29 protein-coding genes are annotated in these 24,826 nt (G+C 71.4%); 19 read left to right on the forward strand and 10 right to left on the reverse strand.

What is annotated here, in order from left to right; all coding sequences use genetic code 11:
- Positions 1-570 precede the first annotated feature (570 nt).
- The 3 genes from CRP56_RS23770 (at position 571) to CRP56_RS23780 (ending at position 3,764) form a co-directional block, all read left to right on the forward strand.
- Entirely contained in the window at positions 571-1,461 is an 891-nt protein-coding gene (locus CRP56_RS23770; RefSeq protein ID WP_097274397.1) for an ABC transporter ATP-binding protein, read from the forward strand.
- On the forward strand, positions 1,458-2,309 hold the full coding sequence (locus CRP56_RS23775) for an ABC transporter permease (RefSeq protein ID WP_097267132.1): 852 nt from the start codon (positions 1,458-1,460) through the stop codon (positions 2,307-2,309). Before CRP56_RS23770 ends, CRP56_RS23775 begins: the two co-directional genes overlap by 4 nt.
- Positions 2,310-2,699: 390 nt before the next feature.
- Positions 2,700-3,764 (forward strand): fatty acid desaturase family protein, encoded by a 1,065-nt coding sequence (locus CRP56_RS23780; RefSeq protein ID WP_097267135.1) that lies wholly within the window; start codon positions 2,700-2,702, stop codon positions 3,762-3,764.
- 19 nt (positions 3,765-3,783) lie between these two features.
- On the opposite strand, the gene CRP56_RS23785 is transcribed toward CRP56_RS23780, so the two are convergent.
- From CRP56_RS23785 to CRP56_RS23805, 5 genes are all read right to left on the reverse strand, one after another.
- Positions 3,784-4,155 carry a hypothetical protein gene (locus CRP56_RS23785; RefSeq protein ID WP_097267138.1) on the reverse strand — a complete coding sequence of 124 codons (372 nt, stop codon included), beginning with the start codon at positions 4,153-4,155 and terminating at the stop codon, positions 3,784-3,786.
- Complete coding sequence (locus CRP56_RS23790; protein ID WP_097267140.1) at positions 4,155-4,796, reverse strand: hypothetical protein; 642 nt, start codon at positions 4,794-4,796, stop codon at positions 4,155-4,157. Before CRP56_RS23790 ends, CRP56_RS23785 begins: the two co-directional genes overlap by 1 nt.
- A 130-nt stretch (positions 4,797-4,926) precedes the next feature.
- Positions 4,927-5,100, reverse strand: a complete 174-nt coding sequence (locus tag CRP56_RS23795) for a CsbD family protein (protein WP_097267141.1) — start codon at positions 5,098-5,100, stop codon at positions 4,927-4,929.
- A gap of 93 nt (positions 5,101-5,193) precedes the next feature.
- The gene (locus CRP56_RS23800) at positions 5,194-5,343 is read right to left on the reverse strand and encodes a hydrophobic protein (protein WP_097267143.1); all 150 of its coding nucleotides are present in this window, start codon (positions 5,341-5,343) and stop codon (positions 5,194-5,196) included.
- 117 nt (positions 5,344-5,460) lie between these two features.
- Positions 5,461-5,694, reverse strand: coding sequence for a hypothetical protein (locus tag CRP56_RS23805; RefSeq protein WP_097267146.1), 234 nt, complete (start codon positions 5,692-5,694; stop codon positions 5,461-5,463).
- A gap of 383 nt (positions 5,695-6,077) precedes the next feature.
- Here CRP56_RS23805 and CRP56_RS23810 point away from each other — a divergent pair, with 383 nt between their 5' ends.
- From CRP56_RS23810 to CRP56_RS23820, 3 genes are all read left to right on the forward strand, one after another.
- Entirely contained in the window at positions 6,078-6,371 is a 294-nt protein-coding gene (locus CRP56_RS23810) for a hypothetical protein (protein WP_097267148.1), read from the forward strand.
- 80 nt (positions 6,372-6,451) lie between these two features.
- Positions 6,452-6,844, forward strand: a complete 393-nt coding sequence (locus CRP56_RS23815) for an ANTAR domain-containing protein (protein ID WP_097267151.1) — start codon at positions 6,452-6,454, stop codon at positions 6,842-6,844.
- 9 nt (positions 6,845-6,853) lie between these two features.
- Complete coding sequence (locus CRP56_RS23820) at positions 6,854-7,210, forward strand: PRC-barrel domain-containing protein (protein ID WP_097267153.1); 357 nt, start codon at positions 6,854-6,856, stop codon at positions 7,208-7,210.
- A 44-nt stretch (positions 7,211-7,254) separates the two neighbouring features.
- Here CRP56_RS23820 and CRP56_RS23825 read toward each other — a convergent pair whose 3' ends face one another.
- Entirely contained in the window at positions 7,255-7,749 is a 495-nt protein-coding gene (locus CRP56_RS23825) for an Asp23/Gls24 family envelope stress response protein (protein WP_097267155.1), read from the reverse strand.
- 447 nt (positions 7,750-8,196) lie between these two features.
- Here CRP56_RS23825 and CRP56_RS23830 point away from each other — a divergent pair, with 447 nt between their 5' ends.
- The 10 genes from CRP56_RS23830 to CRP56_RS23870 all read left to right on the forward strand — a co-directional run bounded on the left by CRP56_RS23830 (position 8,197) and on the right by CRP56_RS23870 (position 15,214).
- Positions 8,197-8,613, forward strand: coding sequence for an STAS domain-containing protein (locus CRP56_RS23830; protein ID WP_097267157.1), 417 nt, complete (start codon positions 8,197-8,199; stop codon positions 8,611-8,613).
- Positions 8,614-8,660: 47 nt separating this feature from the next.
- Positions 8,661-9,272, forward strand: coding sequence for a hypothetical protein (locus tag CRP56_RS23835; protein WP_257040937.1), 612 nt, complete (start codon positions 8,661-8,663; stop codon positions 9,270-9,272).
- Positions 9,262-10,008, forward strand: a complete 747-nt coding sequence (locus tag CRP56_RS23840; protein WP_257040938.1) for a GAF and ANTAR domain-containing protein — start codon at positions 9,262-9,264, stop codon at positions 10,006-10,008. The genes CRP56_RS23835 and CRP56_RS23840 overlap by 11 nt, the downstream gene beginning before the upstream one ends.
- A gap of 79 nt (positions 10,009-10,087) precedes the next feature.
- Complete coding sequence (locus CRP56_RS23845) at positions 10,088-10,804, forward strand: GAF and ANTAR domain-containing protein (protein ID WP_097267159.1); 717 nt, start codon at positions 10,088-10,090, stop codon at positions 10,802-10,804.
- Positions 10,805-11,396: 592 nt separating this feature from the next.
- A complete protein-coding gene (locus CRP56_RS23850; protein WP_257040941.1) occupies positions 11,397-12,041 on the forward strand; it encodes a hypothetical protein in 645 nt (214 codons plus the stop codon).
- A gap of 430 nt (positions 12,042-12,471) precedes the next feature.
- A complete protein-coding gene (locus CRP56_RS23855) occupies positions 12,472-12,828 on the forward strand; it encodes a PRC-barrel domain-containing protein (protein ID WP_097267160.1) in 357 nt (118 codons plus the stop codon).
- A gap of 33 nt (positions 12,829-12,861) precedes the next feature.
- Entirely contained in the window at positions 12,862-13,032 is a 171-nt protein-coding gene (locus tag CRP56_RS47695; protein ID WP_179851106.1) for a hypothetical protein, read from the forward strand.
- 353 nt (positions 13,033-13,385) lie between these two features.
- Positions 13,386-13,661: a hypothetical protein gene (locus CRP56_RS23860; protein WP_097267162.1), complete on the forward strand. Its 276-nt coding sequence runs from the start codon at positions 13,386-13,388 to the stop codon at positions 13,659-13,661.
- A 6-nt stretch (positions 13,662-13,667) separates the two neighbouring features.
- A complete protein-coding gene (locus CRP56_RS23865; RefSeq protein WP_097267164.1) occupies positions 13,668-14,183 on the forward strand; it encodes a DUF5994 family protein in 516 nt (171 codons plus the stop codon).
- 125 nt (positions 14,184-14,308) lie between these two features.
- Entirely contained in the window at positions 14,309-15,214 is a 906-nt protein-coding gene (locus CRP56_RS23870; RefSeq protein WP_097267166.1) for an SPFH domain-containing protein, read from the forward strand.
- Between the two features lie 22 nt (positions 15,215-15,236).
- Here CRP56_RS23870 and CRP56_RS23875 read toward each other — a convergent pair whose 3' ends face one another.
- From CRP56_RS23875 to CRP56_RS23885, 3 genes are read right to left on the reverse strand one after another with little or no spacing between them, the layout of a single operon-like run.
- Positions 15,237-16,907, reverse strand: a complete 1,671-nt coding sequence (locus CRP56_RS23875; protein ID WP_097267168.1) for a dolichyl-phosphate-mannose--protein mannosyltransferase — start codon at positions 16,905-16,907, stop codon at positions 15,237-15,239.
- Positions 16,904-17,263: a cellulase gene (locus CRP56_RS23880; RefSeq protein ID WP_097267169.1), complete on the reverse strand. Its 360-nt coding sequence runs from the start codon at positions 17,261-17,263 to the stop codon at positions 16,904-16,906. Before CRP56_RS23880 ends, CRP56_RS23875 begins: the two co-directional genes overlap by 4 nt.
- Positions 17,264-17,273: 10 nt before the next feature.
- On the reverse strand, positions 17,274-17,810 hold the full coding sequence (locus tag CRP56_RS23885) for a SigE family RNA polymerase sigma factor (protein WP_097267170.1): 537 nt from the start codon (positions 17,808-17,810) through the stop codon (positions 17,274-17,276).
- A 122-nt stretch (positions 17,811-17,932) separates the two neighbouring features.
- Here CRP56_RS23885 and CRP56_RS23890 point away from each other — a divergent pair, with 122 nt between their 5' ends.
- The 3 genes from CRP56_RS23890 (at position 17,933) to CRP56_RS23900 (ending at position 23,114) form a co-directional block, all read left to right on the forward strand.
- Positions 17,933-18,364 (forward strand): DUF3052 family protein, encoded by a 432-nt coding sequence (locus CRP56_RS23890; RefSeq protein WP_097267172.1) that lies wholly within the window; start codon positions 17,933-17,935, stop codon positions 18,362-18,364.
- Positions 18,365-18,438: 74 nt separating this feature from the next.
- Complete coding sequence (locus CRP56_RS23895; RefSeq protein WP_097267173.1) at positions 18,439-19,344, forward strand: glycosyltransferase family 2 protein; 906 nt, start codon at positions 18,439-18,441, stop codon at positions 19,342-19,344.
- 203 nt (positions 19,345-19,547) lie between these two features.
- On the forward strand, positions 19,548-23,114 hold the full coding sequence (locus CRP56_RS23900; protein WP_179851107.1) for an AfsR/SARP family transcriptional regulator: 3,567 nt from the start codon (positions 19,548-19,550) through the stop codon (positions 23,112-23,114).
- Between the two features lie 16 nt (positions 23,115-23,130).
- Here CRP56_RS23900 and CRP56_RS23905 read toward each other — a convergent pair whose 3' ends face one another.
- A complete protein-coding gene (locus CRP56_RS23905) occupies positions 23,131-24,801 on the reverse strand; it encodes a bifunctional 3'-5' exonuclease/DNA polymerase (protein ID WP_097267175.1) in 1,671 nt (556 codons plus the stop codon).
- Positions 24,802-24,826 lie beyond the last annotated feature (25 nt).

Raw genomic sequence — 24,826 nt, forward strand, 5'->3', positions numbered from 1 at the left:
AGACTCCGGCACCGCATTGAGTGGCATGTTTGGTATAGGGGGAAGGGATGAAGTCACGGGTCCACTGGACCCAGACGGAAAAACATTCGGTTCCTGTGTTCTGGATTTCTCCGTTGACCACGAGAGCTGTCCTGCTGCCGTCCTGTTCGGTCCACCGGGTGCCGGATGCGCTGGACGAACCGTGGGTTGCCGACCACTCCACCGGAGTGGCCGCTGAACTTGCGGGACCGGCTGTCGCTGAGTTCACTGAGGAAGATAAGGCAGCGATGACGACAGCGATGGACGCGATTGTTCGTTTTGCTGTCCTGGGGTTCATCTGGAATCACCTGGGTTTCCCTGAGGGATTATGGGCACGTCAATAATAGGAGAGGAGAGGGGAAATGCAAGAGTGATTCCAATGGGGTTCTGCGCCAGAAGATTTCTCGCACATGGGCGCCTTATCGGCCATCGGCGAGTCTCGATCCTGTTTACAGAGGAGGAACACCTGTGACGACTGTTCATGCGGCGCTCGACGGACGGGCCGATGCACCGCCGCAGGGCGACACGGTCATCGACGTGAGCGATCTATGGATGGGCTATCGCGGTCAGGACGTACTGAAGGGGGTCGGCTTCACGGCGCGGCGGGGTGAGGTACTCGTCCTGCTCGGCCCGAACGGCGCCGGCAAGACGACCACGATCGAGATCCTGGAAGGCTTCCGGATGCGTTCGTCCGGTGACGTCACCGTGCTGGGCGCCGATCCGGCGCACGGGGACGAGCGGTGGCGAGCACGGCTCGGCATCGTGCTGCAGTCCTGGCGCGATCACGGCAAGTGGCGGGTACGGGAGTTGCTGGCCCATCTGGGCTCGTACTACACCCCTTACTCGACCCTCCTCGTGCCTCGTCCGTGGGCCGTCGACGAACTCCTCGCCGCGGTCGGGCTGGCCGAGCAGGCGCACCAGCGGGTCGGAGCACTGTCCGGGGGGCAGCGCAGGCGGCTCGACGTGGCCATCGGCATCGTGGGCAGGCCCGAGGTGCTGTTTCTCGACGAGCCGACGGCCGGCTTGGATCCGGAGGCCAGGAACGAGTTCCACGGCCTGGTGCGCGGGCTCGCGGACGAGAACACCACGGTGTTGCTGACCACCCACGATCTTGCCGAAGCGGAGAAACTTGCCGACCGGATCCTCATCCTGGCCGGCGGCCGGATCGTCGCCGACGGGTCCGCCGAGGAGCTGTCCCGGCAGGCGTCGGCCGAGGCCACTGTGCGCTGGACGCGGGACGGGCGGCCTTTCGAGCAGCAGACGGCGCAGCCCACTCAGTTCGTCCGTCGACTGTTCGAGGAGCACGGCGGCGCGATCGGTGACCTGGAGGTGCGCCGGGCCCATCTCGAGGACACCTACCTGCTGATGGTCAGGGAGTGGGAGGCGGGGAGGAACGCCTCCGGCGAACGGGCGGCACAGACCTTTGGGGAGGGAACGCGATGAACCCGGTGTGGCATGCGGCGCGAGCCGGGGTCCGGCGCGGCCGGACGGAGCTGCGGCAGACCTTCACCACGGGTCAGGACCTGTTCGGGCACGCCCTCTGGACCGTTCTGCTGATCGTGCCGATGTTCCTCGTCAGGGACGATCCGCTGAAGGGCGCGGGCATCTCGGCCGGCGCGTTCATGCTGCCGAGCATGGTGGGAATGACGCTTGCCTTCACCGGAGTGATGACCACGGCACAGTTGCTCGCTGCCGAGCGCGAGGACGGCACCCTGCTGCGGGCGAAGGCCGTGCCGCACGGCATGGTCGGCCACCTGGTCGGCAAGATCATCTTGGTCTCGGGTACGGCCTTGGTCTCCATGGCTCTTGCTCTGATCGCGGGTGTGTTCCTGGTCGACGGTGTGGCCCGGCAGGGCGGCCAAGCATGGCTGACACTGCTGTGGGTCGTACCTTTGGGCCTCCTGGCGAGCCTGCCGATCGGCGCTGTCATCGGGGCCCTGGTGGAAAGCCCTCGCACCGTCGGGCTGCTGATGCTCCCGGTGATGGGGCTCGTCGTGATCTCGGGTATCTACTTTCCGCTGACGAAGCTGCCCGAGTGGTTGCAGATCGTCGGGCAGGTCTTCCCCGTGTACTGGCTCGGGCTCGGCGTCCGCTCGGCGTTGCTTCCGGCCGACGCCGTCGCCGCCGAGATCGGCGAGTCCTGGCGGCATCTGGAGACGGCAGGGGTGTTGAGCGTCTGGGCGGTCGCCGGGCTGCTGATCGCCCCCTCCGTCCTGCGCAGGATGGCCCGCCGGGAGTCCGGTTCGGCAGTGGCGGAACGGCGCCGGAAGGCAATGCAGCGGGTTGGCTGACAGCGGCCCTGCCCACATGCCCCGGCCTGCTGTTTCCGGCTCATGTTCAGGCTGTCGATGCCTGACACATCACAGACCGCTCGGCGGCGCCGTACGCGCGAGAGCCCGGTTGCAAGGTCTCCTGCCCGTGGTTGGCCGTAGGCGTACTGTCGGCCGACCCGGAAGCGGCACTAGGGTGGCCGACGAGGCCCGAGCCCCCGGCAGCAGCTCCATCGCTCTGTTCCTGGGAGGCGCGCCGCGCACGCAGGTCTCGGCGCCAGCGGTGAGCGCCACCATGCATCCGCCGACGACAAACCGGGGCCCCGGCTTGTGGACGTGTTCCCTCCTGCAGGTCGCGCACGCGACCTGAGTACCGGCGAACTTCACGCCCAGCCACGCAAGGAGTCCCCTGTGACCGCAACCGCTCCCGAGCTTCCCGAGGTCACCCTCGGCGACGAGTTCGGCAAGGAACTCGACCGCATACGTGCCGAGATCATCGCCGCGCGCGGTGCCGACGACGCGCGCTACATCCGTACGGTGATCGCCGTGCAGCGCGGCCTGGAGGCGGGAGGCCGGGTCGCCCTCGCCGTCTCGCTGTTCCCGCCCGCCTGGGTGGCGGGCACCGCCCTGCTCTCCCTCGCCAAGATCCTGGAGAACATGGAGCTGGGCCACAACATCCTGCACGGCCAGTGGGACTGGATGGGCGACCCGGCGATCCACTCGACGACCTGGGAGTGGGACTTCCTCACTCCCGCCGAGGCCTGGAAGCACACCCACAACCACCTGCACCACACCTGGACCAACGTCGTGGACCGCGACCGCGACCTCGGGTACGTCGCCTTCCGGATGAGCGCCGACCAGGCCTGGCATCCGCGCCATCTCGCCCAGCCGTTCTACAACTTCCTGCTCGCGCCGCTCTTCGAGTGGGGCATCGCGCTGTACGACCTGGAACCGGATGTCGTCGCCGCCGGCCGCAAGCCGTGGCGCTCCTTCCTGAACGATGTGCGGGGGTTTCTCGCCAAGGCGACCCGGCAGATCGCCAAGGACTACGTGGTCTTCCCGCTGCTGGCCGGGCCCTCCGCGCTGCCGTGTCTGCTCGGGAACCTCACCGCCAACACGGTGCGCAACCTGTGGACCCACACCATCATCTTCTGCGGGCACTTCCCCGGCGACGTCCAGACGTTCACCGAGGAGCACATCGAGGACGAGACCCGCGGTGAGTGGTACCTGCGTCAGGTCCAGGGCTCCGCCAACATCGAGGGCGGCGGGCTCTTCCACATCCTCAGCGGCAATCTCGGCCACCAGATCGAGCACCACGCCTTCCCGGACCTGCCCAGCAACCGCTACGCCGAGATCGCCCCGCGTGTGCGTGCACTCTGCGAGAAGCACAACATCCCGTACGTCACCGGACCGTTGTGGCGGCAGTACGGCTCCACCTGGGGACGCATCCTGCGCTTCGCCGTACCGGTCGGATGAATGAGCGGGGAGGGCGCTGTCACTGACCGGCAGGCACCGCCATGTGCAGCAGCCGTTCGGTGATCTCCCGGTACTGCCTCAGGGCGAGCCGTAGTTCCTCGGTCTGCGCGTCGGCGTCCGGGGCCTGCCAGCCTGTGCGCAGGACGCGCCGTCGTTCCGCGAGGGTGTCGGCGAACCGGGTGGTGACCTCGTCGAGGACGGCGTCGGCCTCTTCCACCGCTTGGCGCGGCCCGTCGACGAAGGTGGCCAGGGCCTGCTGGAGGCGCAGGGTCAGCTTGTCCCGGTCGCCCTGCGGGATCAGGTCCGGGCCGGGCGTGCGCTCGGGTCCGGCGGCGTCGGCGCCGGGGCCGGTGCCGGGCTCACGCGGTGCGTGTTCGGTGTCGTGGGACATCAGGTGCGGCTTCCCTTCGCGTGGCGTCGGGTCAGTGGCCGCGGCGCATTGCCTTGGCCGTCGGAGGCGGAGGCGGAGGCGGAGGCGGAGGCGGAGGGGCGGGGCGGGGTGGCAGGGTCCCCGGTGACCAGTGCTTCGAAGAGGCCTCGGGATTCGACCATCGCCTCCCGCATGTCCTCCGTACCGCTCGGCCCGTGGGCCGCCGCGTGCATGCTGCGGTAGCCCTGGACGTAGTGGGCGTGGTGGACGGAGAGGGCGGCGATCTGGTCCTCGAACCGCTCGCCGTCGGGGAAGCCGCGGTCCCGTGCCAGGCGCGCCAGCAGGGTGTCCGCCTCGGTGACGGCCTGCTGCGGTGATTCGACGAACTGCTCCTGGACGGCGGCCCATCGCGTCCTGTAGCGCTCGCGGGCCGCGGGCGACAGCGCCTGCTGCGTGAGGGAGCCGTGCTCCTTCACCCGCTTGCCGAGTTCCTGTTCGGCGGCCTTGGTGTCGCCGTCGTGGTCGGCGACCGTGCGGGCGTACTCGGGTCCGAAGCGGCGCTGCAGTCCCTGCCCGCCACTGCCTCGGGTTCGTCCACGTCCTGTGTAGAGGAGGATGGCCAGGCCGATGACGGCCGCGGCGATCATCACGGCGATGATCATGGTTGCCTTCTCCGGCTCTCGGTGCGCACGCTGGTCTGCTTCATTGCCGTCGATTCCTGTCGGCTTGTCGGGCGTTCGGGCTGCCGGGTGATGTCCGCCCGAGGTGGGCACCACCCGGGGGCGTCGGTGGTCAGGGCCTGAAGGCGTCCTTGGCCTTGTCGCCGGACTGCTTCAGGTTTCCGGAGACCCGGTCGGTCCTGCCTTCGCGCTGCAGGCGCCTGTTGCGGGTGGTCCGGCCGATGCGTTCGGTGACCCGGCCCTTGAACGCCTGTGTCTTGTGTTTGATGGTCTGTCCGACACTCATGGCCGGCCTCCTGCTTGTCTGGTGAGTGGGGTCCCGCGGGTGATCGCCGCACAGGCCGTTGTCCCTGCGGGCAGGGGCGGACTCCGGAACGGGCTACCGGCGGCGGCCACTGCCGCGCCCGCGCATCGCGAAGCCGGCGATCCAGACGACCAGCAGGATGGCGGCGACCCACCACAGGATCTGCATCGTGAAGCCGAACCCGAAGACCACCAGGATCAGCAGAAGGAGAAGAATCCAGATCATTGCCGGGCCTCCAGATCGCGGGGATTTCCTTGAGTCCGCGGGGTCCGGGCGAAGTGGGAAGGTGGAATGCCGCGCCCCGATGTTCCGGAGTGGCATGGCCCTACGCCGTGCTGCCAGTCAACGCCCGGCAACCTCCCCTGTCAACGCGGTGTCGACACGGGCGAGTTCTGGGAGCTGCGCCGGGGCCACCGGGGTGAGCGGAGCCTCGGCGGTGGACTTGGCGGGGGATTCGGCGGGGGACTCGGCCGGCTCGGTCGACGGCGGCAGGATGTGGTCCTCCCACCACGAAAGGGCCATCACCGTGATGAGCAGGACGAAGGGGGTCGAAGCGGGAACGATCAGCGCGTACATGTGTACCGCCTGGTAGGGGATGCGTGCGACGCGGCGGGCGGTGGATCGTTGCCCGCTTGAGGCGCATCGGAGCGTCGCCGGGTTCTCGTGACGACGGGCGGGTGCGGGAACGGCCGGGCTCGTGACGCGGCGGGTTCCGGTTCCGATGCGCAGGGCGCGCCCTCTGAGGAGCGCGTTGGCGGTGCGACGCTGCCGGGGGCCGGGGCGGCATGTCGCACGCTAGCCCTCGCCGCAGTGTCCCGACAGGTGTCAAGCGGCCATCCGTGCCGGACAGGACGCGCTGACGTCGCACGGTATCCACAACCGTTGGACAGGACTACGCTGCGAGGTGAGGCCCCGGTCCCCGGTATCGATGCCGTGTTCTGCTCCCGGGGAGGCCCACCGTGTTCGTCCTGCTCCTCGTCCTCATCGCCGTTCTCTTCGGCTTCGGCTTCCTTCACCCCCTCTGGTGGGTGGCGGCGGCGGTGCTGGTCTACGGCGCGACCCGCCACGGCCGCGATCGTGGCGGAGGCCGAAGCCGTGGCGGTTCCGATCTCGGGGACTACCGGCAGCCCCGGGACTACCGGGACTATCAGGAGCGCCGAGATCGCCAGGACCGCTGGGACCGCCGCTACAGCCGCCAGAACCGGGCGCGCCGGCGGCGCGAGGACCGTCGGGACCATGACCACCACAGGTGACCCGGGGAGTGGGCAGGCAACCACGGTCCGGGACGGCTCGGCCGGACCGGAGACGTCGAACTCGTGAAGAGGTACATGCCATGCAACGCACAACCGTGCTCCAAGAGGACTGGTGGAAACTGCGGGCCGAGGCCACGTGGGGGAACGCGTCGGCGGGGCAGGACCTCGTCGCCCTGCGCGCCGAGAACGATCAGCTGCGGCGGGCGCTGGCCGGCCGTGCGGTCATCGACCAGGCCCGCGGAATGGTGATGGTGCTGACCCCCTGCAGCCGCGGGGCGGCCAGGAACCTGCTGGTCGACATCTCGCGGCAGTGCGACACCAGACTTCCGGAGGTGGCCGCGGCCGTGGTCGCCGCCTGGGAGGGCAAGCCGCTGCCGGAGCGGATGCAGCGTGCGCTGCGGTGTGCACTGCGGCGGTTCGGCGCGGAGGACCGAGGGCGCGACTGTTCATCGGCCGATGAGTCGTCCAGGTAGGGAGAGACCATGATCCATGCAGCCGACGTCCGGGAATGGCGCACCCGGGATGTCATCGACTCCGAGTCGCACAAGATCGGTGTCCTGGAGGCGGTCTATGTGGACACCACCACCGACGAGCCGGCCATGGCCACCGTACGGACCGGGCTGCCCACCCGGCACCGTCTGGTCTTCGTCCCCCTTGAGGACGCGATCGTCGGGCCGGGCTATCTGAAGGTCGGCTATGTAAAGACGCTGGTGAAACAGGCTCCATCGATCGGCACCGACGACGTGCTTCCCGCCGAGCAGGAGGAAGCGGTCTTCAAGCACTACGGACTGCCTTACCAGCCCGGCGCGGGCGGAGAACGGCAACTCGCGCGCCGCTGACCGCCCTCTGACCGCGTCCGTTCGACGTGCCCCCGGGCAAGGCCCTAATGCACCCGGCCCTCCAGGGTCTCCTGCGTGTCCTCGTCCGGCAGGTGCACGTCGCTGACCGCGATGTTCACCTCGACGACCTCCAGGCCCGTCATCCGTTCCACCGCCGCGATCACGTTCTCACGGACCTCCGCGGCGAGATCGGTGATGCTCACCCCGTATGCGACGACGACCTGGAGATCGATGGCGGTCTGCTTCTCACCGACCTCGACCTTCACGCCGCGCCCCGCGCTCGCATGCCCGCCCGGAACCCGGTCGCGCATCGCGCCCATGGTGCGGGTGAATCCGCCACCCAGCGCGTGGATTCCCGGGACCTCCCGTGCGGCGATGCCGGCGATCTTCTCCACCACCCCGTCGGCGATGGTCGTCCGGCCGCGGGTCTCCGGCGGTTCCTGGAGCCCGGGGCGTGCGGCGTGCAGTGTCGTGCCCAGGTCGGTGCTGGGCTCCCTCGGATCGGGTTGGGGCAGGGTCGAACCGTTCGGCTCCGTCATGTGAAGCCACCTCCTCGGGTGGTGCACGGACTGACGTGCCCGGCGGCCGTCGGCCGCCGCGTTTCGCGCCGCTTGTCCAGTACCGCGCTACGCGTCGGACATGCCTGCGTACGCCGTCCACATCGCGGCCACGGTCCAGGCGCTGAGACCAGGCGGCTCAGCGGACCCCACCGGACTACACCGGGGACTATGCTGCTGTACGGACGTCCCAGACCCCGGCGACTTGTCGTGCTCGACACACAGCGCGCGGGGAGCGGACTCGTAGTCCGTCACCCGGCGCATCCCAGGAGGGAACCGGGTGGGCCTCTTGCCTGTCGCCACAGGCGGCCGCACCCGCGTTCGCTCCGACTCCGCCGAACGTCCGCCCCCACCGGGAGCGCGCCAGGTGGTGCCGGATATCCGGCACGGCCGGGCCCGCTGCCGGACGGTCTTCCGAACCGAGGCGTCATGCCCCTTCCACAGCTCACCGTGTATCGCCATGACCGAAGGAAACGGGCGCTGATCACCCTGGCCGGTGAGATCGACCTCGAATCCGCGCCGTTGGTGCGAGCATCCGTGGAACAGTGCTTGCGGGACGGCATCCGCACCATCGACGTCGACCTCACCCCCGTCAGTTTCTGCGACTGCAGCGGCCTCAACGCCTTCCTGCACGCCGCGCAGCAGACCACTGTGGCGGGCGGGACCCTGCGACTGCACCACCCACCGCCGATGCTCGTCCTCGTAGTCGGCCTCACCGGGTGCGGTTTCCTGCTCCTCGGTCCTCCGTACGACCCGCCACCTCCTTCCGGCGACGCCCCGGCTCCAGCCCTGCCGCACGGGCACGGGTCTGTCCCGCCTGCGCCTGTTCTCTCGGGCGATGTGTGATGGCGGCCGGACCCGGGCGGGGACAGTCACGGAAGCCGGGGGACGGCGTGGCTCCGGCGCGACTGCGCCGGCTGAACCGTCGGCTGGTGGAGGACCTGCGCGAGGATCTGGCGGAGTTGTACGTGGAGTCCCGCGTGCCGGCGCCGGGTGATGCCTGCCGCCGTACCGGCCGCCAGGACTTCCTGAACCGTCTCACCGCGGACCTGGGCCGGCCGGGATTCGCCATGGTGATCGCCGAGTCGGACGGCCTGATGGGATGCGCCTTCGGATTCCCGGTGCGCGGCGACGGCTCGTGGTGGCTCGGCTTCGACGGCGTGCTGCCGCGCGGCGTCGGGCAACTCACGGTGTCCGGCAGGGCCTTCGCGTTCGGTGACATCCTGATCCGCCCGCACCCGCAGGACCGGGAACTCGCCCGTCGTGTGCAGAAGCGGCTGCTGACCGACCATCAGGCGTCGCTCGGCGCCACCTTGGTGGACGGGACCGATCAGCCGACTCTCGCCGCGCTCCGCTCCTGGGGATGGCTGGATGTCGGAGAGCTTCGCAGGCCACTGGGCGTCACCACGTTCCGCGCGCTGGTGCTTCCCCTGGCGGAACGCGCCACGGTGACGCCGCTGGGCCTTGCCGCGCTGCCGGGAGGAGGTGGCCCGGGTGGGCCCTGAGAGCAGGTCGGCGCGCATCCAGCTGCTGGTGGCCGAGCAGGCGGCCCGGCGCGGTGCCCGGGTCGGTGTGGTGGACGTGTGCACCGCGGCCGTGGCCGCGCTGCCGGTCGGCGGGGCCGGGCTGTCGGCGATGTCCAGGGCCGTGCCGAGCCACCCGCTGTGCAGCACCGACGCCGTCAGCGAGCAGCTGGAAGAGCTCCAGCTCACGCTGGGCGAGGGGCCCTGTGTGGACGCCTTCCGGCACGGCTCGGCCGTCCTGACCCCCGATCTGCTCACCCGTGACCCCCAGGACCGCTGGGCGGTGTTCGCCGAGGCGGCCCTGGAAGCCGGGGCCCGCGCGGTCTTCGCGCTTCCTCTGCAGATGGGCGCGATCAGTCCGGGAGTTCTGGACCTGTACGCCCACGTTCCGGTCCGGTTGAGCGCGGAGGAACTGGCGGACGCGCTGGCGTTCGCCGATCTCGCCACTCTGGTGCTGCTCGACGCGCGTATCGACGCGACGGGCGGGCCGCGCGGTGATCCCGTCGAGGATCTGGGCGCCTACCGGGCGGAGATCGACCAGGCCAGCGGGATGCTCACGGTTCAGCTCGGCGTCGGCATCGAGGAAGCCTTCGTCCGGCTCCGCGCCTACGCCTATGCGCAGGGACGCCGGCTCGCCGACGTGGCCGCGGACGTGGTGGCCCGACGGCTTCGTTTCCCACCGGACGCGGAGCCGGACCAGGCCGCGGAGGAAACCTGACGCATGGGTGCCGGCCGAGGAACGTGCAGTACTTCCCGCCCCTTCAGGCCGGGACTAGTCTCAATCGAGGGTGCCCACGATGGATCAACAACTCCTGGCCAAGACCTTCGTCGAGCTGGCCGACAATCTGGTCGCCGACTTCGACCTCATGGACTTCCTGCGCCTGCTGACCGACCGCTGCGTCAGCATGCTCGACGCGAGCGCCGCCGGCGTACTGCTCGCCGACCGGGACGGCAAACTCCGCGTCATGGCCGCCTCCGACGAACAGGTGCGGGTGCTGGAGCTCTTCCAGCTCCAGAACGACCAAGGCCCCTGCCTCACGTGCTTCCGCACCGGCGCGCCGGTGATCATCCCCGACCTGACCCGGGAGGTCGACCGCTGGCCGCGCTTCGTCACGGCGGCCCACCGCAGTGGATTCGGGGCCGTCCAGGCCCTGCCCATGCGCCTGCGCGAGGAGACCGTAGGTGCCCTGAACCTCTTCCGTGCCGCGCCCGGCCCCTTCGACCCGGCCGCCACCCTCGTCGCCCAGGCGCTGGCCGACGTCGCCACCATCAGCCTGCTGCAACAACGCACCGCGCAGCGCAGCACCGTGCTGAACGAACAGTTGCAGACGGCGCTGAACAGCCGGGTGCTGATCGAACAGGCCAAGGGGAAGCTCGCCGAACGCCAGGGCCTCGACATGGAGCAGGCGTTCAGTGCGCTGCGCAGCTACGCCCGTTCCCACAACCGCCGCCTGGCCGACGTGGCCCGCGCCTTCGTCGACGGCTCGGAGCCCCTTGCCGGGCTGGGGTCCTGACCCACACCGCGCCGCGGCCTACGCGCATCGGCACGCCGCTCCCGCGCCCGGAACCGTGGGCCGGACAGCCGCCGCCGCACGACGGCGGCGGCCGTCCGGAGCGCGAGGATGGGAGGCCCCCCTCCGCCATGTCCTCGCGCGTTGCCCTCCGCGGCGGCGGGACTGATGGGAACACCCCGTCTGGAAAATGCCGGGAGGACTGGGGCTGGAGCCGCGCTGTCCGGCGAGGCGGCTCCGGCCGGGCCTGATTTCCGACTCGGGGGCTGGGAGCCTGGGTGGGGAGACGTGCTGGTACCTGAAACGGTCGCAGTCCTACGTTCCCCGCCTGCAGCCTAGAGGAGATTCAGGAGCGGCGGAACAGGGCCTGACGTCAGGGTGCTCGTCTCGTGTCAACGCCGGTTGTGCTGAACGACCTGGCGGTCGGCCGACCCGCCGCCCGGGCCACAGTGGCCCCGCGCCCCCAACTGGCCCCGGAGCGGCGCCGATCCGGGGCTATGCTGGCGAACAGACGTCCCGGACCCCGGCGCCGCACCGCACATCGGCCACGATGGCACTCCCGCCCATCCGCCGGTCTCCTGAACCGAGGCGCCCCATGCGCACTCCGCGGCAACCCCACGAACCCGAAGGCCTGGAGCCGTCCGCCATGGACACGGTGCGGCTGCGCCGGCTGAACCGCTGGCAGGCCGAGGGCCTGCGAGAGGACCTGGCGGATCTGTACGTGGAGTCCACCACCACCCCGCCGGGCGCCGAGTTCCGCGGCCGGCAGGAGTTCCTGCGCCGTCTGGCGGACGGCGTGAAACTGCCGGGATTCGACATGCTGGTCGCCGAGGCCCGGTCCCTGACCGGCTGTGTCTTCGGAATCCCCGTGCCACGTGACGGCTCCTGGTGGCAGGGGTTCGACGGTCCGCTGCCCCAGAACCTGGAGCAACTGACCGCGTCCGGACACGTCTTCGCGATCCTCGAAACCGTCGTCCATCCGCACCAGTACGCCCGCGGGCTCGCCCGCCGGCTCCAGGAGCGCCTGCTCGCCGACCACCAGGCTTCGCTCGGTGTCACCTTGCTGGACCGGTCCGACCGTCCGGCCCGTGCCGCCTTGGAGGCGTGGGGCTGGCAGGAGGTGGGCCAGGTCCACCGCGCCCCGACCCTCCTGCGCGTACTGCTTCTGTCCCTCGGAGAGCGCACGACACAGCATCCGGACGGCCTCGCGCACAACGACCGGACCCAACGGCCCGGATAGCCGCCTGCGCCGGTCGGGTGCGACGCACGCGAAGTGGAGGCGTCGAGAAGCCATGGAGGAGCGGGTCGAGCTCGTGATGGACGAACTCGAACTGCGGCAGCAGTGGGGGCCGAGCAGGTGAACCTGGCGGGAGGGATGCTCGTCGGCGCCCTGCCGCAGGCGGACTTCGTCTCCCGGCGATGTCCCGGAGATCGGAACTGCCGCCAGGGTCCCAGCCTCCGCCTTCACCCCATCAAGGGCGCGAGCCGCGGTAGCCGCAGTACCCTGGATGGTGGGTTGGCTCACTCTCACGTGCAGCCGCCCGGAAGGGCGACTCCGGCGTGGTTGCGCCGGAGTCGTTGGCACCGCCGCTCTTCCGGTTCCGGCCGGACCGCGATCTTCCAGGGGAGCGGCCCGCATCGACCGGTGTCCCGCTCAGGAGGGACAGCGCATGATCCAGGCAGCCGACATCCGCGAGTGGCGCACATGTGACGTCGTCGACCCGAAGGGGCACAAGATCGGCGTGCTCGAAGCGGTCTACGTGGACACCACCACCGACGAACCGGCCGTGGCCACCGTACGGACCGGACTGCCGACGCGTCGGCGCCTGGTCTTCGTGCCCGTTGAGGACGCTCTCCTGGGGCCGGGCTACGTGAAGATCGCCTACACCAGGGGCCTGGTCAGGAAGGCTCCTTCGATCGGCACGGACGACGTCCTGCCCGCCGAGCGGGAGGAAGCGATCTTCCGGCACTACGGGATGACGTACCAGCCGGGCGCGAACGGCGAACGAAAGCTCGCACGCCGCTGAGCGACGGCACGGTCCAAGGGAGGTGTCCAAGCCGTGGCGTACTTTCTCCTGTTCGTCCTTGTCGCCGTCGTCCTGGGAATCATCGGCGTGGCGGCCGAAGGTCTGGGCTATCTGCTGATCGTCGGCATCGTGGTTCTCGTGGTCGATGTGACCGTGGTCGCCGTGCGGCTGTCCCGGCGTGCCAAGCGGCGTCCTCTCCGCTGACGGCGACGGGTGGAACGCGTCCGTGGAACGGGCCGCCGGAGGAGTAGGCTGGTGTTACCGAGGGTATTTCGCGCACCGGCCTCCATGCTTGTGTCGTTTTCGGCGATTGATTTCACCGGGCCGGTCCGACCGGCCCGGAGCAGGGTTCGCATCATGACAGCGACCGATTCGTACGCGCCGGCAATCGCACACCGACCCTCGTGGCTGATACCCGCCGTGAGCGATCCACTGCGCGTGTCAGGCACGGGCCGACTGATGGAGGACGCAGCGCGGCTGCGCACCGTGACGACGTCCACGGCCCGTTCGGCCGTCGCCCCGCCGACACCGAATCCGGCAAAGGGCAGGTGAGGGTCATGGAGACCTTCGTGGGCGTGATGGCGCTCCTGGCGATGATCGCTGTGGGCGTGCTCCTGATCCACCTGCTCAACAACCAGCACGACGAGCGCATCGCCGTTTTCCCCTACGGCCGCTCCCGGTCGGCTGTCCGGGGGGCGGCACCATCGTCCCCGCAGAAGCCTCGCGATCGTGCCGGAACGCAGGGCGCCGACGATCGCCGCGACCACCGCGACGGGGGACGCGGACGGCTCCGGCCACGGCGCCGGACCCGGACCCGGATGGCGGGGAAGTGAGTCGCCATGCTCCCCGCCACGCAGTCCGTGAAGCTTCTGGCGGACACCAGGGGTGAGCCGGTGCTTCCCGGCACCGCGGTCCTGCGGATGGAGACCACAGCGAGGCGCACGGGGACGTTCGACGGCGCCTGGTGGCCGCGGACCCGTGACTTCAAGAGCCAGCTGTCGGCTCTCCTCACCGCGCTGACGGAACGCCTGGGCCCCATCGCCCGCGTGGGCCTCGACGCGAGCGACTGGGACGGGGCTCCGGGCCATCTGTTCGTCGACGGGTACATGGTGCGTATCGACTGGTCCGCCGTGGGCGACCACACCATGATCGTCACCCGTGGCGACCAGGACCACTTCCTGTTCCTGGTGATCCCGCCGGGGGCCGGTACCGGCCCCGCGCACGACGCGATGGTGATGGCCGTACAGGACGACAACGACGTCTCCGCCGAGCGGATTCTGGCCGCCACCGGCATCACCGGGGCCGGCCCGAGCGACGTACCGCGGAGTTCTCCCGGCCGAGCCGGGCCGACGTAGCAGAACCTCAACAGCAGCCCGGGACCCCGGCCGCACCCACGGGCACAGGCCGGGGTCCTCCCGTGCCGGGTGCTTCCCGGGCCGCTCGGTCCGGGACCGTCATCGACGCAAGGAATGTGAGAACCATGGGTGTTCTGATCACTGTGCTGGTGGTGTTCGCCGTGGCCGGGCTGGTGCTGCTGGCCATGAGCCTGCGCAACGTCCAGCAGTACGAGAAGGGCGTGGTGTTCCGCTTCGGGCGGCTGCTGCCGGACATCCGCGGGCCCGGCCTGCGTGTCATCCGGCCGATCGGGGACCGGATGCGGAAGGTGTCCGTCCAGACCGAGGTGCTGGGCATCCCGCCGCAGGGGTCCATCACCGCCGACAACGTGACGCTCACCGTGGACGCGGTCGTCTACTTCCGGGTCATCGACCCGGTCAAGGCCCTGGTGAACGTCCGCGATTACCCCAGCGCCGTCTCCCAGATCGCCCAGACCTCGCTGCGCGCGGTCATCGGCAGGGCGGATCTGGACACGCTCCTCTCCGACCGCGACCACATCAACGCGGAGCTCAAAAAGGTGATGGACGCCCCCACCGAGGAACCGTGGGGACTGCGCATCGAGCGGGTGGAGATCAAGGACATCGCCCTTCCGCAGTCGATGATGCGCTCCATGTCCAAGCAGGCCGAGGCCGAGCGGGAACGCCGTGCCCGGGTCATCGCCGCCGACGGTGAGTTCCAGGCGTCCCAGCGGCTGAGTGACGCCGCGGCGACCATGGCCGACACTCCGGGCGCGCTCCAACTGCGCCTGCTGCAGACCGTGGTGGACGTCTCGGCGGAGAAGAACAGCACCCTGGTCATGCCGTTCCCGGTGGAAATGCTCCGCTTCTTCGAGCACCAGAGCCGGGAGACCGACGGCGAATCCATCCACCGCAGTATCCCGCGCCCCGCGCTGCCTCGCGCGGCAGTGGCCCGGGAACGGCGGGACAACTGGCCCACCCACGCCGACTCCGACTCCGACGCCGCCTCCGAAGCGTCACATGCCGGCGGTTGATCCCCTAAGGCGGGGCTTCGGGTCAGATCCACGAGTCCAGCCACATCCGTGCCTGCCAGTCCGCGTACGGGATCGTCTGGGCCGTGTAGATCGGGAAGAAGTAGATGAAGTTCCAGGCGATGAGCAGGACGATCACGCCGGCCGCCACCGCGCCTCGGACGCGGCGGGTCTCCGGCGAGTCCGGTGGGCCCAGGAGGGCTGCCAGCAGCATCGTGACCGCCAGGCAGACGTACGGGACCAGGATCACCGCGTAGAAGGAGAAGATCGTGCGGTCCTGGTAGAGGAACCAGGGGAGGTAGCCGGCGGCCGCCCCGCAGAGGATCGCGCCGGCTCGCCAGTCGCGGCGCAGCGCCCAGCGGTAGAGCAGGTAGGCGAGGGCGGCGCAGGCCGTCCACCACAGGGCCGGGGTGCCCAGGGCCAGGATCGTCTGGGAGCAGTTCGTCGGGGTGTGGCAGCCGGTCGTGCCCGGTTTCGGGGACTCGTAGTGGAAGAGGACCGGGCGGCCCAGGACCAGCCAACTCCAGGGGTTCGACTTGTACTTGTGGTACGCGTCCAGGTGCACGTTGAACTGGTAGACGTCGTGCTCGTAGTGCCACAGGCTGCGCAACGGGGCCGGTATCCAGGACCAGGGGCCGCCGCGTCCGTCCGCCCAGTGGCGGTCGTAGCCGTCGGAGGAGCGGAACCAGCCGGTCCAGGTGGCCAGGTAGGTCACCGTGGCCACCGGGATCAGGGAGAGCAGCGACCAGCCGAGGTCCTTGCGGACGACCGCGCGGTAGGGGTGGCGTGCCCCGGCCATTCGGCGGGCGCCCACGTCCCACAGCAGGGTCAGGGCCACGAAGAACGCCAGGAAGTACAGGCCGTTCCACTTGGCCGAGGACGCCAGGCCCAGGCAGACGCCGGCCGCGAGGCGCCAGGGGCGTGGTCCGGTTCCTGCGTGGGCGGCCGCGTGGGCGTCCGGGCGTATGTGGCCGTCGGTGCCGGCGGGCGGTAGTGACGACGCGAGCCTCTCTCGTGCCTTGTCCCTGTCGATCAGCAGGCAGCCGAACGCCGCCAGCGCGAAGAACATGACGACCAGGTCGAGCAGTGCGGTGCGGCTCATGACGTAGTGCAGGCCGTCCAGCGCCATCAGGGTCCCGGCCAGACAGCCCAGCAGCGTCGAGCGGAACAGACGGCGGCCGATACGGCACAGCATCAGCACCGACAGCGTGCCGAGCACCGCGGTCATGAAGCGCCAGCCGAACGGGTCCAGGCCGAACATCCACTCGCCCAGCGCGATCACCCACTTGCCCCCGGGCGGATGCGCCACGAACACCCCGGGGTCGGAGAGCGGGATCACCTGCGGGTCGGTCAGGATCTGAGGGTCGGCGATCTTGCGGTCCGGCCATGTGCCCTCGTAACCGAGGTGCAGGAGCGACCAGGCGTCCTTGGCGTAGTACGTCTCGTCGAAGACGAGCGTGTGCGGGTCGCCCAGGCGCCAGAAGCGCAGCACGCCGGCCAGGGTCGCCACCAGCAGGGGGCCGGCCCAGCCCGACCAGCGTGCGAAGGGCTGGGGGAAGGGGGCGGTCAGGCGGTCCCGGAGGGGTGGGTGCGGGCGGGGCGTGTATCCGAAGCGGCGCAGGCGTTGTTCCCACGGGGGTGGGGAGGGCTCGGTGGCTTGTGCTGCCGCGACCGTAGGGGTGCTCTCGGCTCTCACGTCGTACGGGTTCCGCCGCGAGGTGACGCCACAGGGACGGTTGTCCTGCTCGACGTGAGGGCCGGTATCGGGGCGCCGTCCGCCGTCGAGCGGGTCGGGAGCGGCTCGGCGGAGGTCGCGGGGCGCGGGGTGTGCGGGCCGGGGCCGTTCTGGGCGAAGGAGTTCGGCAGGGTCATCAGTACGGCCCCGAGTGCGGCGATCGTCAGCGCCGAACCCGTGGCCATCCAGGCCCGCCGTGTGCGCTGCCGGGCGCGGACGCCGGCGTACAGGCGTCGGCGGTGCCGGTCCTCGTACCCCTCTTCCGGGGCACCGTTGTGGCGCATCATGTGCGCCAGTTCCTCTTCGAAGTGGTCCATGGCTCCTTCTTCACCCCGCCCTTCCCTCGGCCGACGACACGGGCTCGGCCGTCTCCGCCATCAGCCGCCGCAGCCGTCCGACGCCCCGTGCCGTGAGCGAGCGGGCCGTCCCCACCGGGCAGCCCAGCACCTCGGCCACCTGCTGCTCGGGCAGGTCCTGGTAGTAGCGCAGCACCACCGCGGCCCGCTGACGTGCCGGGAGCTGCGCCAACATGGCCTCCAGACGGGTCCGTTCGTCCACGGCGGCGGTCTCGTCCGCCGGCTCGGGCGGGTCGGGCAGCCGGTCGAGCGGATCCGTGGGCTGCTCACCCCACCAGCGACGCCGTGCCGAGCGGGCCGCGGCGCGGGCCAGGATCTTGCGCACATAGGCCTCGGGTGCCTGGTCGGCCACCCGAGGCCAGGCGAACCAGAGCTTGACCAGCGCCTCCTGCAACAGGTCCTCGGCCCGGTGCCGGTCGCCGCCGGTGAGCAGCCGCGCCAGGTGCAGCAACGCCGGCCACCGGTTCGCCACGAACCGGTCGAACGCGTCGGACCGCCCCTGCCTCATCAGCGTCGCCCCTCCCTCACACCTCTAATAAGGACGTGGGGCCCGGTCCCGCTATGCACCCCTGCCGTGTGGCATGGGTCACACGCGCCATGATGGGGTGAGGGAGTGCGAGGGAGAGAGACATGACGAGTGGCTACTCCGGTACCCCGCTCGCCCGGAAGATCGGGATCAAGGGCGGCCAGCGGGTGGGACTGCGGCACGCGCCCGAAGGGTGGGACATCCCCGGGCTGCCCGACGGGTGTTCCCCCGCCGTGGGCGGCCCGCGCGGGATGGACGTCACCCTCGCCTTCTACCGGGAACGTGCCCGACTCGCGGCCGAGGCGACGGCGTTGGTACGGGACCTCGCCGACGACGCCATGCTCTGGATCGCCTGGCCCCGCAAGGCCGCCGGGCATGTCAGCGACATCACCGAGAACGACCTGCGGGAGCTCTTCCTCCCGCTCGGCGTCGTCGATGTGAAGGTGGCGGCGCTGGGGGAGGACTGGTCGGGGCTGAAATTCGTACGGAGGAAGGAGAACCGGGGCGCGGAACGGGCGACTCGTCCCCGTACCTGAGGAGTCGTCGAGAAGTCCTTACCGTGAACCACTAGCATCGCGGCGGTACTTGAGAGCCGGGATGAGGTGAGGGCATGGAGGAGGCAGCGCGGGCGCCGCGGGTCGCCGTGGCCGTCGTGACCATGGGGAACCGGCCGGCCGAGGTCGACGCCCTGCTGGAGTCCGTGGCCAAGCAGGACGTCCCGCCCACCCGGATCGTGATCGTCGGCAACGGCTGCCGGCTCCCGGAGTTCGCCGAGCGGCTGTCACTGCCCGGCGAGGTCACCGTCGTGGAGCTGGAGGAGAACCTCGGCTGCCCCGGCGGACGCAACGTCGGGCTGGCCAGGCTGCGGGAGTTCGGGGACGTCGACGTCGTCGTCGAACTGGACGACGACGGGCTGCTCGTCGACGCCGACGTGCTGCGGCGGGTCGGCGAGCTGTTCGCGGCCGACGACCGGCTCGGCATCGTCGGCTTCCGGATCGCCGACGAGCACGGCGAGACCCAGCAGCGGCACGTGCCCCGCCTCGGCTCCGCCGATCCGCTGCGCGGCGGGTACGTCACCGGCTTCCTCGGCGGAGGACACGGCTTCCGGATGGCCATGCTCGACGAGATCGGGGACTGGCCCGCGCGGTTCTTCTTCGCGCACGAGGAGTCCGACCTGGCGTGGCGGGCCGCCGACGCCGGCTGGCGCATCCTGTACGCCCCCGAGCTGCTGCTCCAGCACCCGAAGACCTCGCCCGCCCGGCACGCCGTCTACTACCGGGTCAACGCCCGCAACCGGGTGTGGCTGGCCCGGCGCCGGCTGCCGCTGCCGCTGATCCCCGTCCACCTCGGGGTGTGGATGCTGCTGACCGTCGCCCGGAACCGGTCCGGGGCCGGGCTGCGCGCCTGGTTCGGCGGGTTCGCGGAGGGGCTGCGGGAGTCGGCGGGGGAGCGGCGGCCGATGCGCTGGCGGACGGTGTGGCGACTGACCCGGCTGGGGCGGCCGCCGATCGTCTGACCTGGGAAGGCCCGAGCCCAGGACAGGAATGAGGGGGACATGGACGAGGACCCCGGTCGTTCACCTCCGACGACCGGGGTCCTGTCACATCCCCGGATCCGGCCGCGACGGCGACACTCCCCCGAGTAACGCGTCAGACGCGCGCACCCTCGGGCCAGATCCGATGGAATGATCACATCAGGCGTCACCAACGGATCGCTAACATGTGGCCAACGGCGAGATTTCGCCAGGTACAGCGCGTCGGAAGGCAGTGGGTCGGTGTGAAGCGGTGCGAGCTGCGCTTCGGACTCCTGGGTCCGCCGGTCCTGTACGACGTCGAAGGCCGGGTCGCTCGTGTGGTGAGCAGCCCCAAGGTGCGGGTGCTGCTGGCCGCGCTGCTGCTGGAGGCCGGCCGTACCGTCTCCGTCGACGCGCTCAAGGACGCCCTGTGGGGCGGGTCGCCGCCCGCCTCCGCGCAGGCCTCCCTGCACAACCACGTCACCCGGCTGCGCCGGCTGCTCGACGACCCCGACCGGCTGCGGGCCGTGCCGCCCGGCTATCTGCTCCGGGTCGAACAGGGCGAACTCGACGTCCATGTCTTCGAGTCCCTGACCGCCGAGGCCCGCGCCGCGCACGCCGGGCGGGACTGGGAGCGGACCCTGCGCGCGAGCACCGCGGCGCTCACGCTGTGGCGCGGCACCCCGCTCGCCGGGCTGTCGCCCGAGCTGGGCGGATACGCCTTCGTGCAACGCCTGGAGGAGGCCCGGCTGCGGCTCCTGGAGCGGCGCTACGACGCCGAGCTCGCCGTCGGTGGCGGTCGACTCGACGCCGCCGTACCGGAGTTGACCGCGCTCGCCGCCGAACATCCGCTGCGTGAGGCCTTCCACCGCCAGTTGATGCTGGCCCTCCACCGCACCGGCCGCCAGGCCGAGGCCCTCGCCGTCCACCGCGACCTGCGCACCCGCCTCATCGAGGAACTCGGCGTGGAGCCGGGGGCGGGGGTGCGGGAGGCGCATGTGGAGGTGCTGCGGGGGGAGTCGGTGGCGCCGGGCACTTCGGGAGGTGCGCGGGGCACGTCGGATGCGGTGCCGGGCACGTTGGATGGGGCCGCGGGCACTTCGGGAGGTGCGCGGGGCACGTCGGATGCGGCACCGGGCACGTCGGATGGGGTCACGGGCACTACGGGAGGGGTGGCAGGCGCTTCGGATGGGGCCGCGCGCACCTCGGGAGGGGCGCCGGGCACTTCGGAAGGGGCGCCGGGCGCTGTGGAAGGGGCGCGGGGTACGGCCGACGGGGCGGTGAGCACGGCCGGTTGGTCTGTGGGCACGGCCAACGGCTCGGTGGACACGACCGGCTCGACGGGCACGGCCGACGGTTCGCCGGACACGTCCAACGCTTCGGTGGGCGCGGCGGGACGGACGCCGGCCCCGCTCGCCACGTCCGCGGCACCCGGCGCCGTACCGACCGCTCCGCCAACGTCCGCCGACGCTTCGGCCCCCGCAACCACAACCGCCGCTCCTGCCACCCCAGCAGCCGCAGCCACCGCAGCCGCAGACCCCACACCCGCCCCGCCCTCGACCCCGTCCGCCACCCCGCCCCCGGCACCCCTGCCCCGCCCCGCCCAACTCCCCCCACCCCCACCCCACTTCACCGGCCGCACCACCCACCTCGACGACCTGCGCCAGACCCTCGCCCCCCGCGACTCCCGCACCCCCGTCGCCGTCATCAGCGGCACAGCCGGCGTCGGCAAAAGCGCTCTCGCCCTGCACACGGCGCACGCCCTGCGCGACCGCTTCCCCGACGGGCAGCTGTACGTCAACCTGCACGGCGCCACCCCCGGCATGACCCCCCTCACCTCGGCCCAGGCGCTCACCGCGCTGCTGCGGGACCTCGGTGCCGACCCCCGTTCCATCCCCGAACACCCCGACGCGGCCGCCGCGTTGCTGCGCTCGATGCTCGCCCCGACCCGCACCCTGATGGTGCTGGACGACGCCGAGAACGCCGCGCAGGTACGGCGGTTGCTGCCGGCCGGCCCCGGCTGCGCGGTGATCGTCACCAGTCGCTCCCCCCTGGCCGCGCTCGACGGGGCCCGCCGCTTCCCGCTCGAACCCCTGTCGGCGGAGGAGAGCGCGGCCCTGCTGCGCGCGGCTTCAGGCCGCGGCCCCGGCCCCGGCCCCGATGCCGACGCCGACGACGGGGGCGACCGCATCGACGCCACCCACCCCCTCGTCGAACTCACCGGCCGCCTCCCCCTCGCCCTGCGTATCGTCGGCGCCCGCCTGGCCGCCCGCCGCGCCCTCACCCCGGACGTGCTCGCCGACCAACTCGCCGCCACGGAAAGCAGGTTGCAGCGGCTGGAGTACGACGACCTGTCCGTACGCCGCTCCCTGGCCGTCGCCCACGACGCGCTCGCCGCCTCGGGCCGCCGCTCCGACCGCGACGCCGCCCTCGCGCTGCGCCGCCTGGGCGCCCTGGACCTGCCCACGTACGGTGCCCCGCTCGTCGCCCGGCTGCTCGGCACCGACACCGACCGTGCGGAGGAGGCGCTGGACCGGCTCGTCGAGGTGGCCCTGCTGGAGGAGACGGCGTACGGCCGCTACGCCCCGCACGACCTGGTCCGCGACTTCGCCCGCGAACTCGCCGGCAGCGGACAGGCAGCCGACGTCGCCCGCACCGGCGTGCGCTGGTACACGGCCGTAGCCGAACGCGTCCTCACCGAGACCGTCGTGCCCGGCTTCGACCAGGAGGACCGGCGTCGCCCGACCCCGACACAACCGCCCGAGCACACGGCGCACGTCGGGTCCGTGCCGCCGTTCGCCGGTTCCGAGGAGGCCTTCGCCTGGAGCACCGTGGAGCTGGAGAACATCGTCGCGCTCGCCGAGCGGTACGCGGACGCCTCCGACGAGCGCACCGCAGCCCATGTCTCCACGCTGCTGCGGCTCATCTTCCCCTGCCTCCAGCGCGGCGGCCGGGTCTCCGAGATGGAGGTGCTCGGGCAGGTCGCGCTCCAGCTGGCCCGCCGCCTGGGCGACGAGGTGGCCGAGGCGTACGCGCTGAGCGACCTCGCCGGGATGCACTTCCTCGCCGGCCGGCACGGCGAGTCCCTCGCGTTCATGGAACAGGCGACCGTGCTGTGGCGGCGGCTCGGCATGATCTCCCGGGTCCGGCGCTGCCTCGGCAACCAGGGCCTGCTGCTGGAGAGCCTCGGCCGGTACGCCGAGTGCGAGCAGGCCCTGCTCCAATGCCTGGAGCTGTCACCGCAGTTGGACGACCCGTGGGGCGACGCGGTGGCGTACGGCCATCTCGGCAACCTCTACGAGCACACCGACCCGCGGGCCGCCATCGAGTACCACCGGCGCTCGCTCGCGATCGGCAGCGAGATCGGCAACGTCATCGTGGCGCACTCGGCGCTGTGCAACATCGGCTACGCGTATCTCGCCCTCGGTGAACCGGCCGCCGCCGTACCGCACTTCGAGGAGAGCCTGAGCATGCTCGGCGGGCACAGCGACTGGCACGGGGAGTCCCAGTCCCGGCTCGGTCTGGTACGCGCGCTGCGGCTGCTCGGCCGGACCGGGCCGTGCGAGAGCGAGTGCGTCGAGCTGCTGCGCCGCGCGGACGCCCGCGCCGACGGCTACACCGGCGGTCTCGCCCGTCACCAGTACGGGCTGCTGCTGCGGGAGACGGGCCGGCCGGCCGAGGCGCGGGAGCAGTGGCGCGTCGCGCTGGCCGCGCTGGACGGCACCGACAAGAAGGAGGTCCTGGCCGAGCTCAGGGAGCTGCTCGACAGCTGACCGGGCCGTGCGACGGCTACTTGGCGTCGGCATAGCACTCCACCACCGACGTCGTGAACGGGAACCGCACCGGCGTCTCGCCGAACGTCAGCCGGGCGGCCAGCGCCGCGGCCTCCCTGATGGCGGCGACGACCTGCTCGGCCTCCTCCTCGGGGCAGTGCACGATCACCTCGTCGTGCTGGAAGAAGACCAGCTCGGCCGCCATGTCCGCGCAGGTCCGCCGCAGGGCCGCGAGCAGCAGCAGGGTCCAGTCGGCGGCGCTGCCCTGGACGACGAAGTTACGGGCGAAGCGGCCGCGGGCGCGGGCGTTGGTGGAGGCGTAGCCCGGCACCCATCCGTCGTCCTCCTGCGGAATGCCGGCCTCCTCGGCGCCGTCCTCGCCCGAGCCGGCCGCGGGTGGGCAGGTGCGGCCGAGCCAGGTCCGTACGAGCCGCCCCTCCTCGCCCGCGCGGGCCGCCTCGTCGACGTAGGCCACCGCCTTGGGGAAGCGGCGGCGCAGCGCGGCGAGGTTCTTCAGGCCGTCCCCGGAGGTCTGGCCGTACACGGCACCCAGTACCGCGATCTTGGCCTGGTCGCGGTCGCCGGAGAAGGCGCGGTCGGAGACGGACTGGTAGAGGTCGCTCTCCCGGCCGGCGACCTCCATCAGGCCGGGGTCGCGGGAGATGGCGGCGAGCACGCGCGGTTCCATCTGGTCGGCGTCGGCGACGACCAGCCGCCAGCCGGGGTCGGCGACGACCGCACGGCGTATCACCTTGGGGATCTGCAGGGCGCCGCCGCCGTTGGTGACCCAGCGGCCGGTCACGGTCCCGTGGCAGAGGAACTCCGGGCGGAAGCGGCCGTCCCGCACCCAGTCCTGGAGCCAGGACCAGCCGTGGGCGACCCAGATCCGGTACAGCTTCTTGTACTCGATGAGGGGCTTCACGGCCGGATGGTCGACGGTCTCCAGCTCCCAGCGACGGGTCGAGGCGACCTTGATGCCGGCCTGCGCGAAGGCCTTCACGACATCGGCGGGCAGGTCGGGCCGGACCCGGCGGCCGAACGCGGCGGACACCTCGTCGGCGAGCTCGGCGAGGCGCCGGGGCTCACCGCCTCCGGCGTACCGCTCGCCCAGCAGCTCGTGCAGCACGGCCCGGTGGACGTCGGCGCTCCATGGCAGCCCGGCGCGGTTCATCTCGGCGGCCACCAGCATCCCGGCCGACTCGGCGGTGATCAGCAGCCGCATCCGGTCGGGGTGCGCGGTGGCGTCCTGGCGGCGCAGCTGGTCGGCGTAGACCTCCAGGAGATCGGTGAGGGGGAGGTCCACGGCCTGGGGCTCGAAGAGGGAGGACTGGGAGGCGGGTGCGGCGGAGCGCAGCGGCGGATCGGGCGGTACGGGGCCGCCGCGCAGCCGGGCGAGCGCGGCGGCGGCCGACCGGGGTTCGCCGTACCGCCCGGCATGGCCGAGCAGCAGGGTCTCCGCGTCCTCGATGTCGTAGCACCGCTCGACTCGCACCCCCGCGGCGAGCAGTCGCGGATAGACCTCGGGGGTGGACCGCCACACCCACCGCGTGACCTCCGGCCGCCCCCGCACGGCCGCCGCGAGGTCCGGCTCCCGCACCACCGGCCCCACGGGCAGCCCGTCGTCACCGAGGGGGGCGACCTGCGCGCCACCGCCCTCGGCCGGGGCGAGCGCCCAGCGGTCGGTCATGATGGCGAGTGTCGCAGGAGGGTCT

The sequence above is a fragment of the Streptomyces sp. TLI_55 genome, from assembly GCF_900206255.1.
Lineage (GTDB): Bacteria > Actinomycetota > Actinomycetes > Streptomycetales > Streptomycetaceae > Streptomyces > Streptomyces aquilus.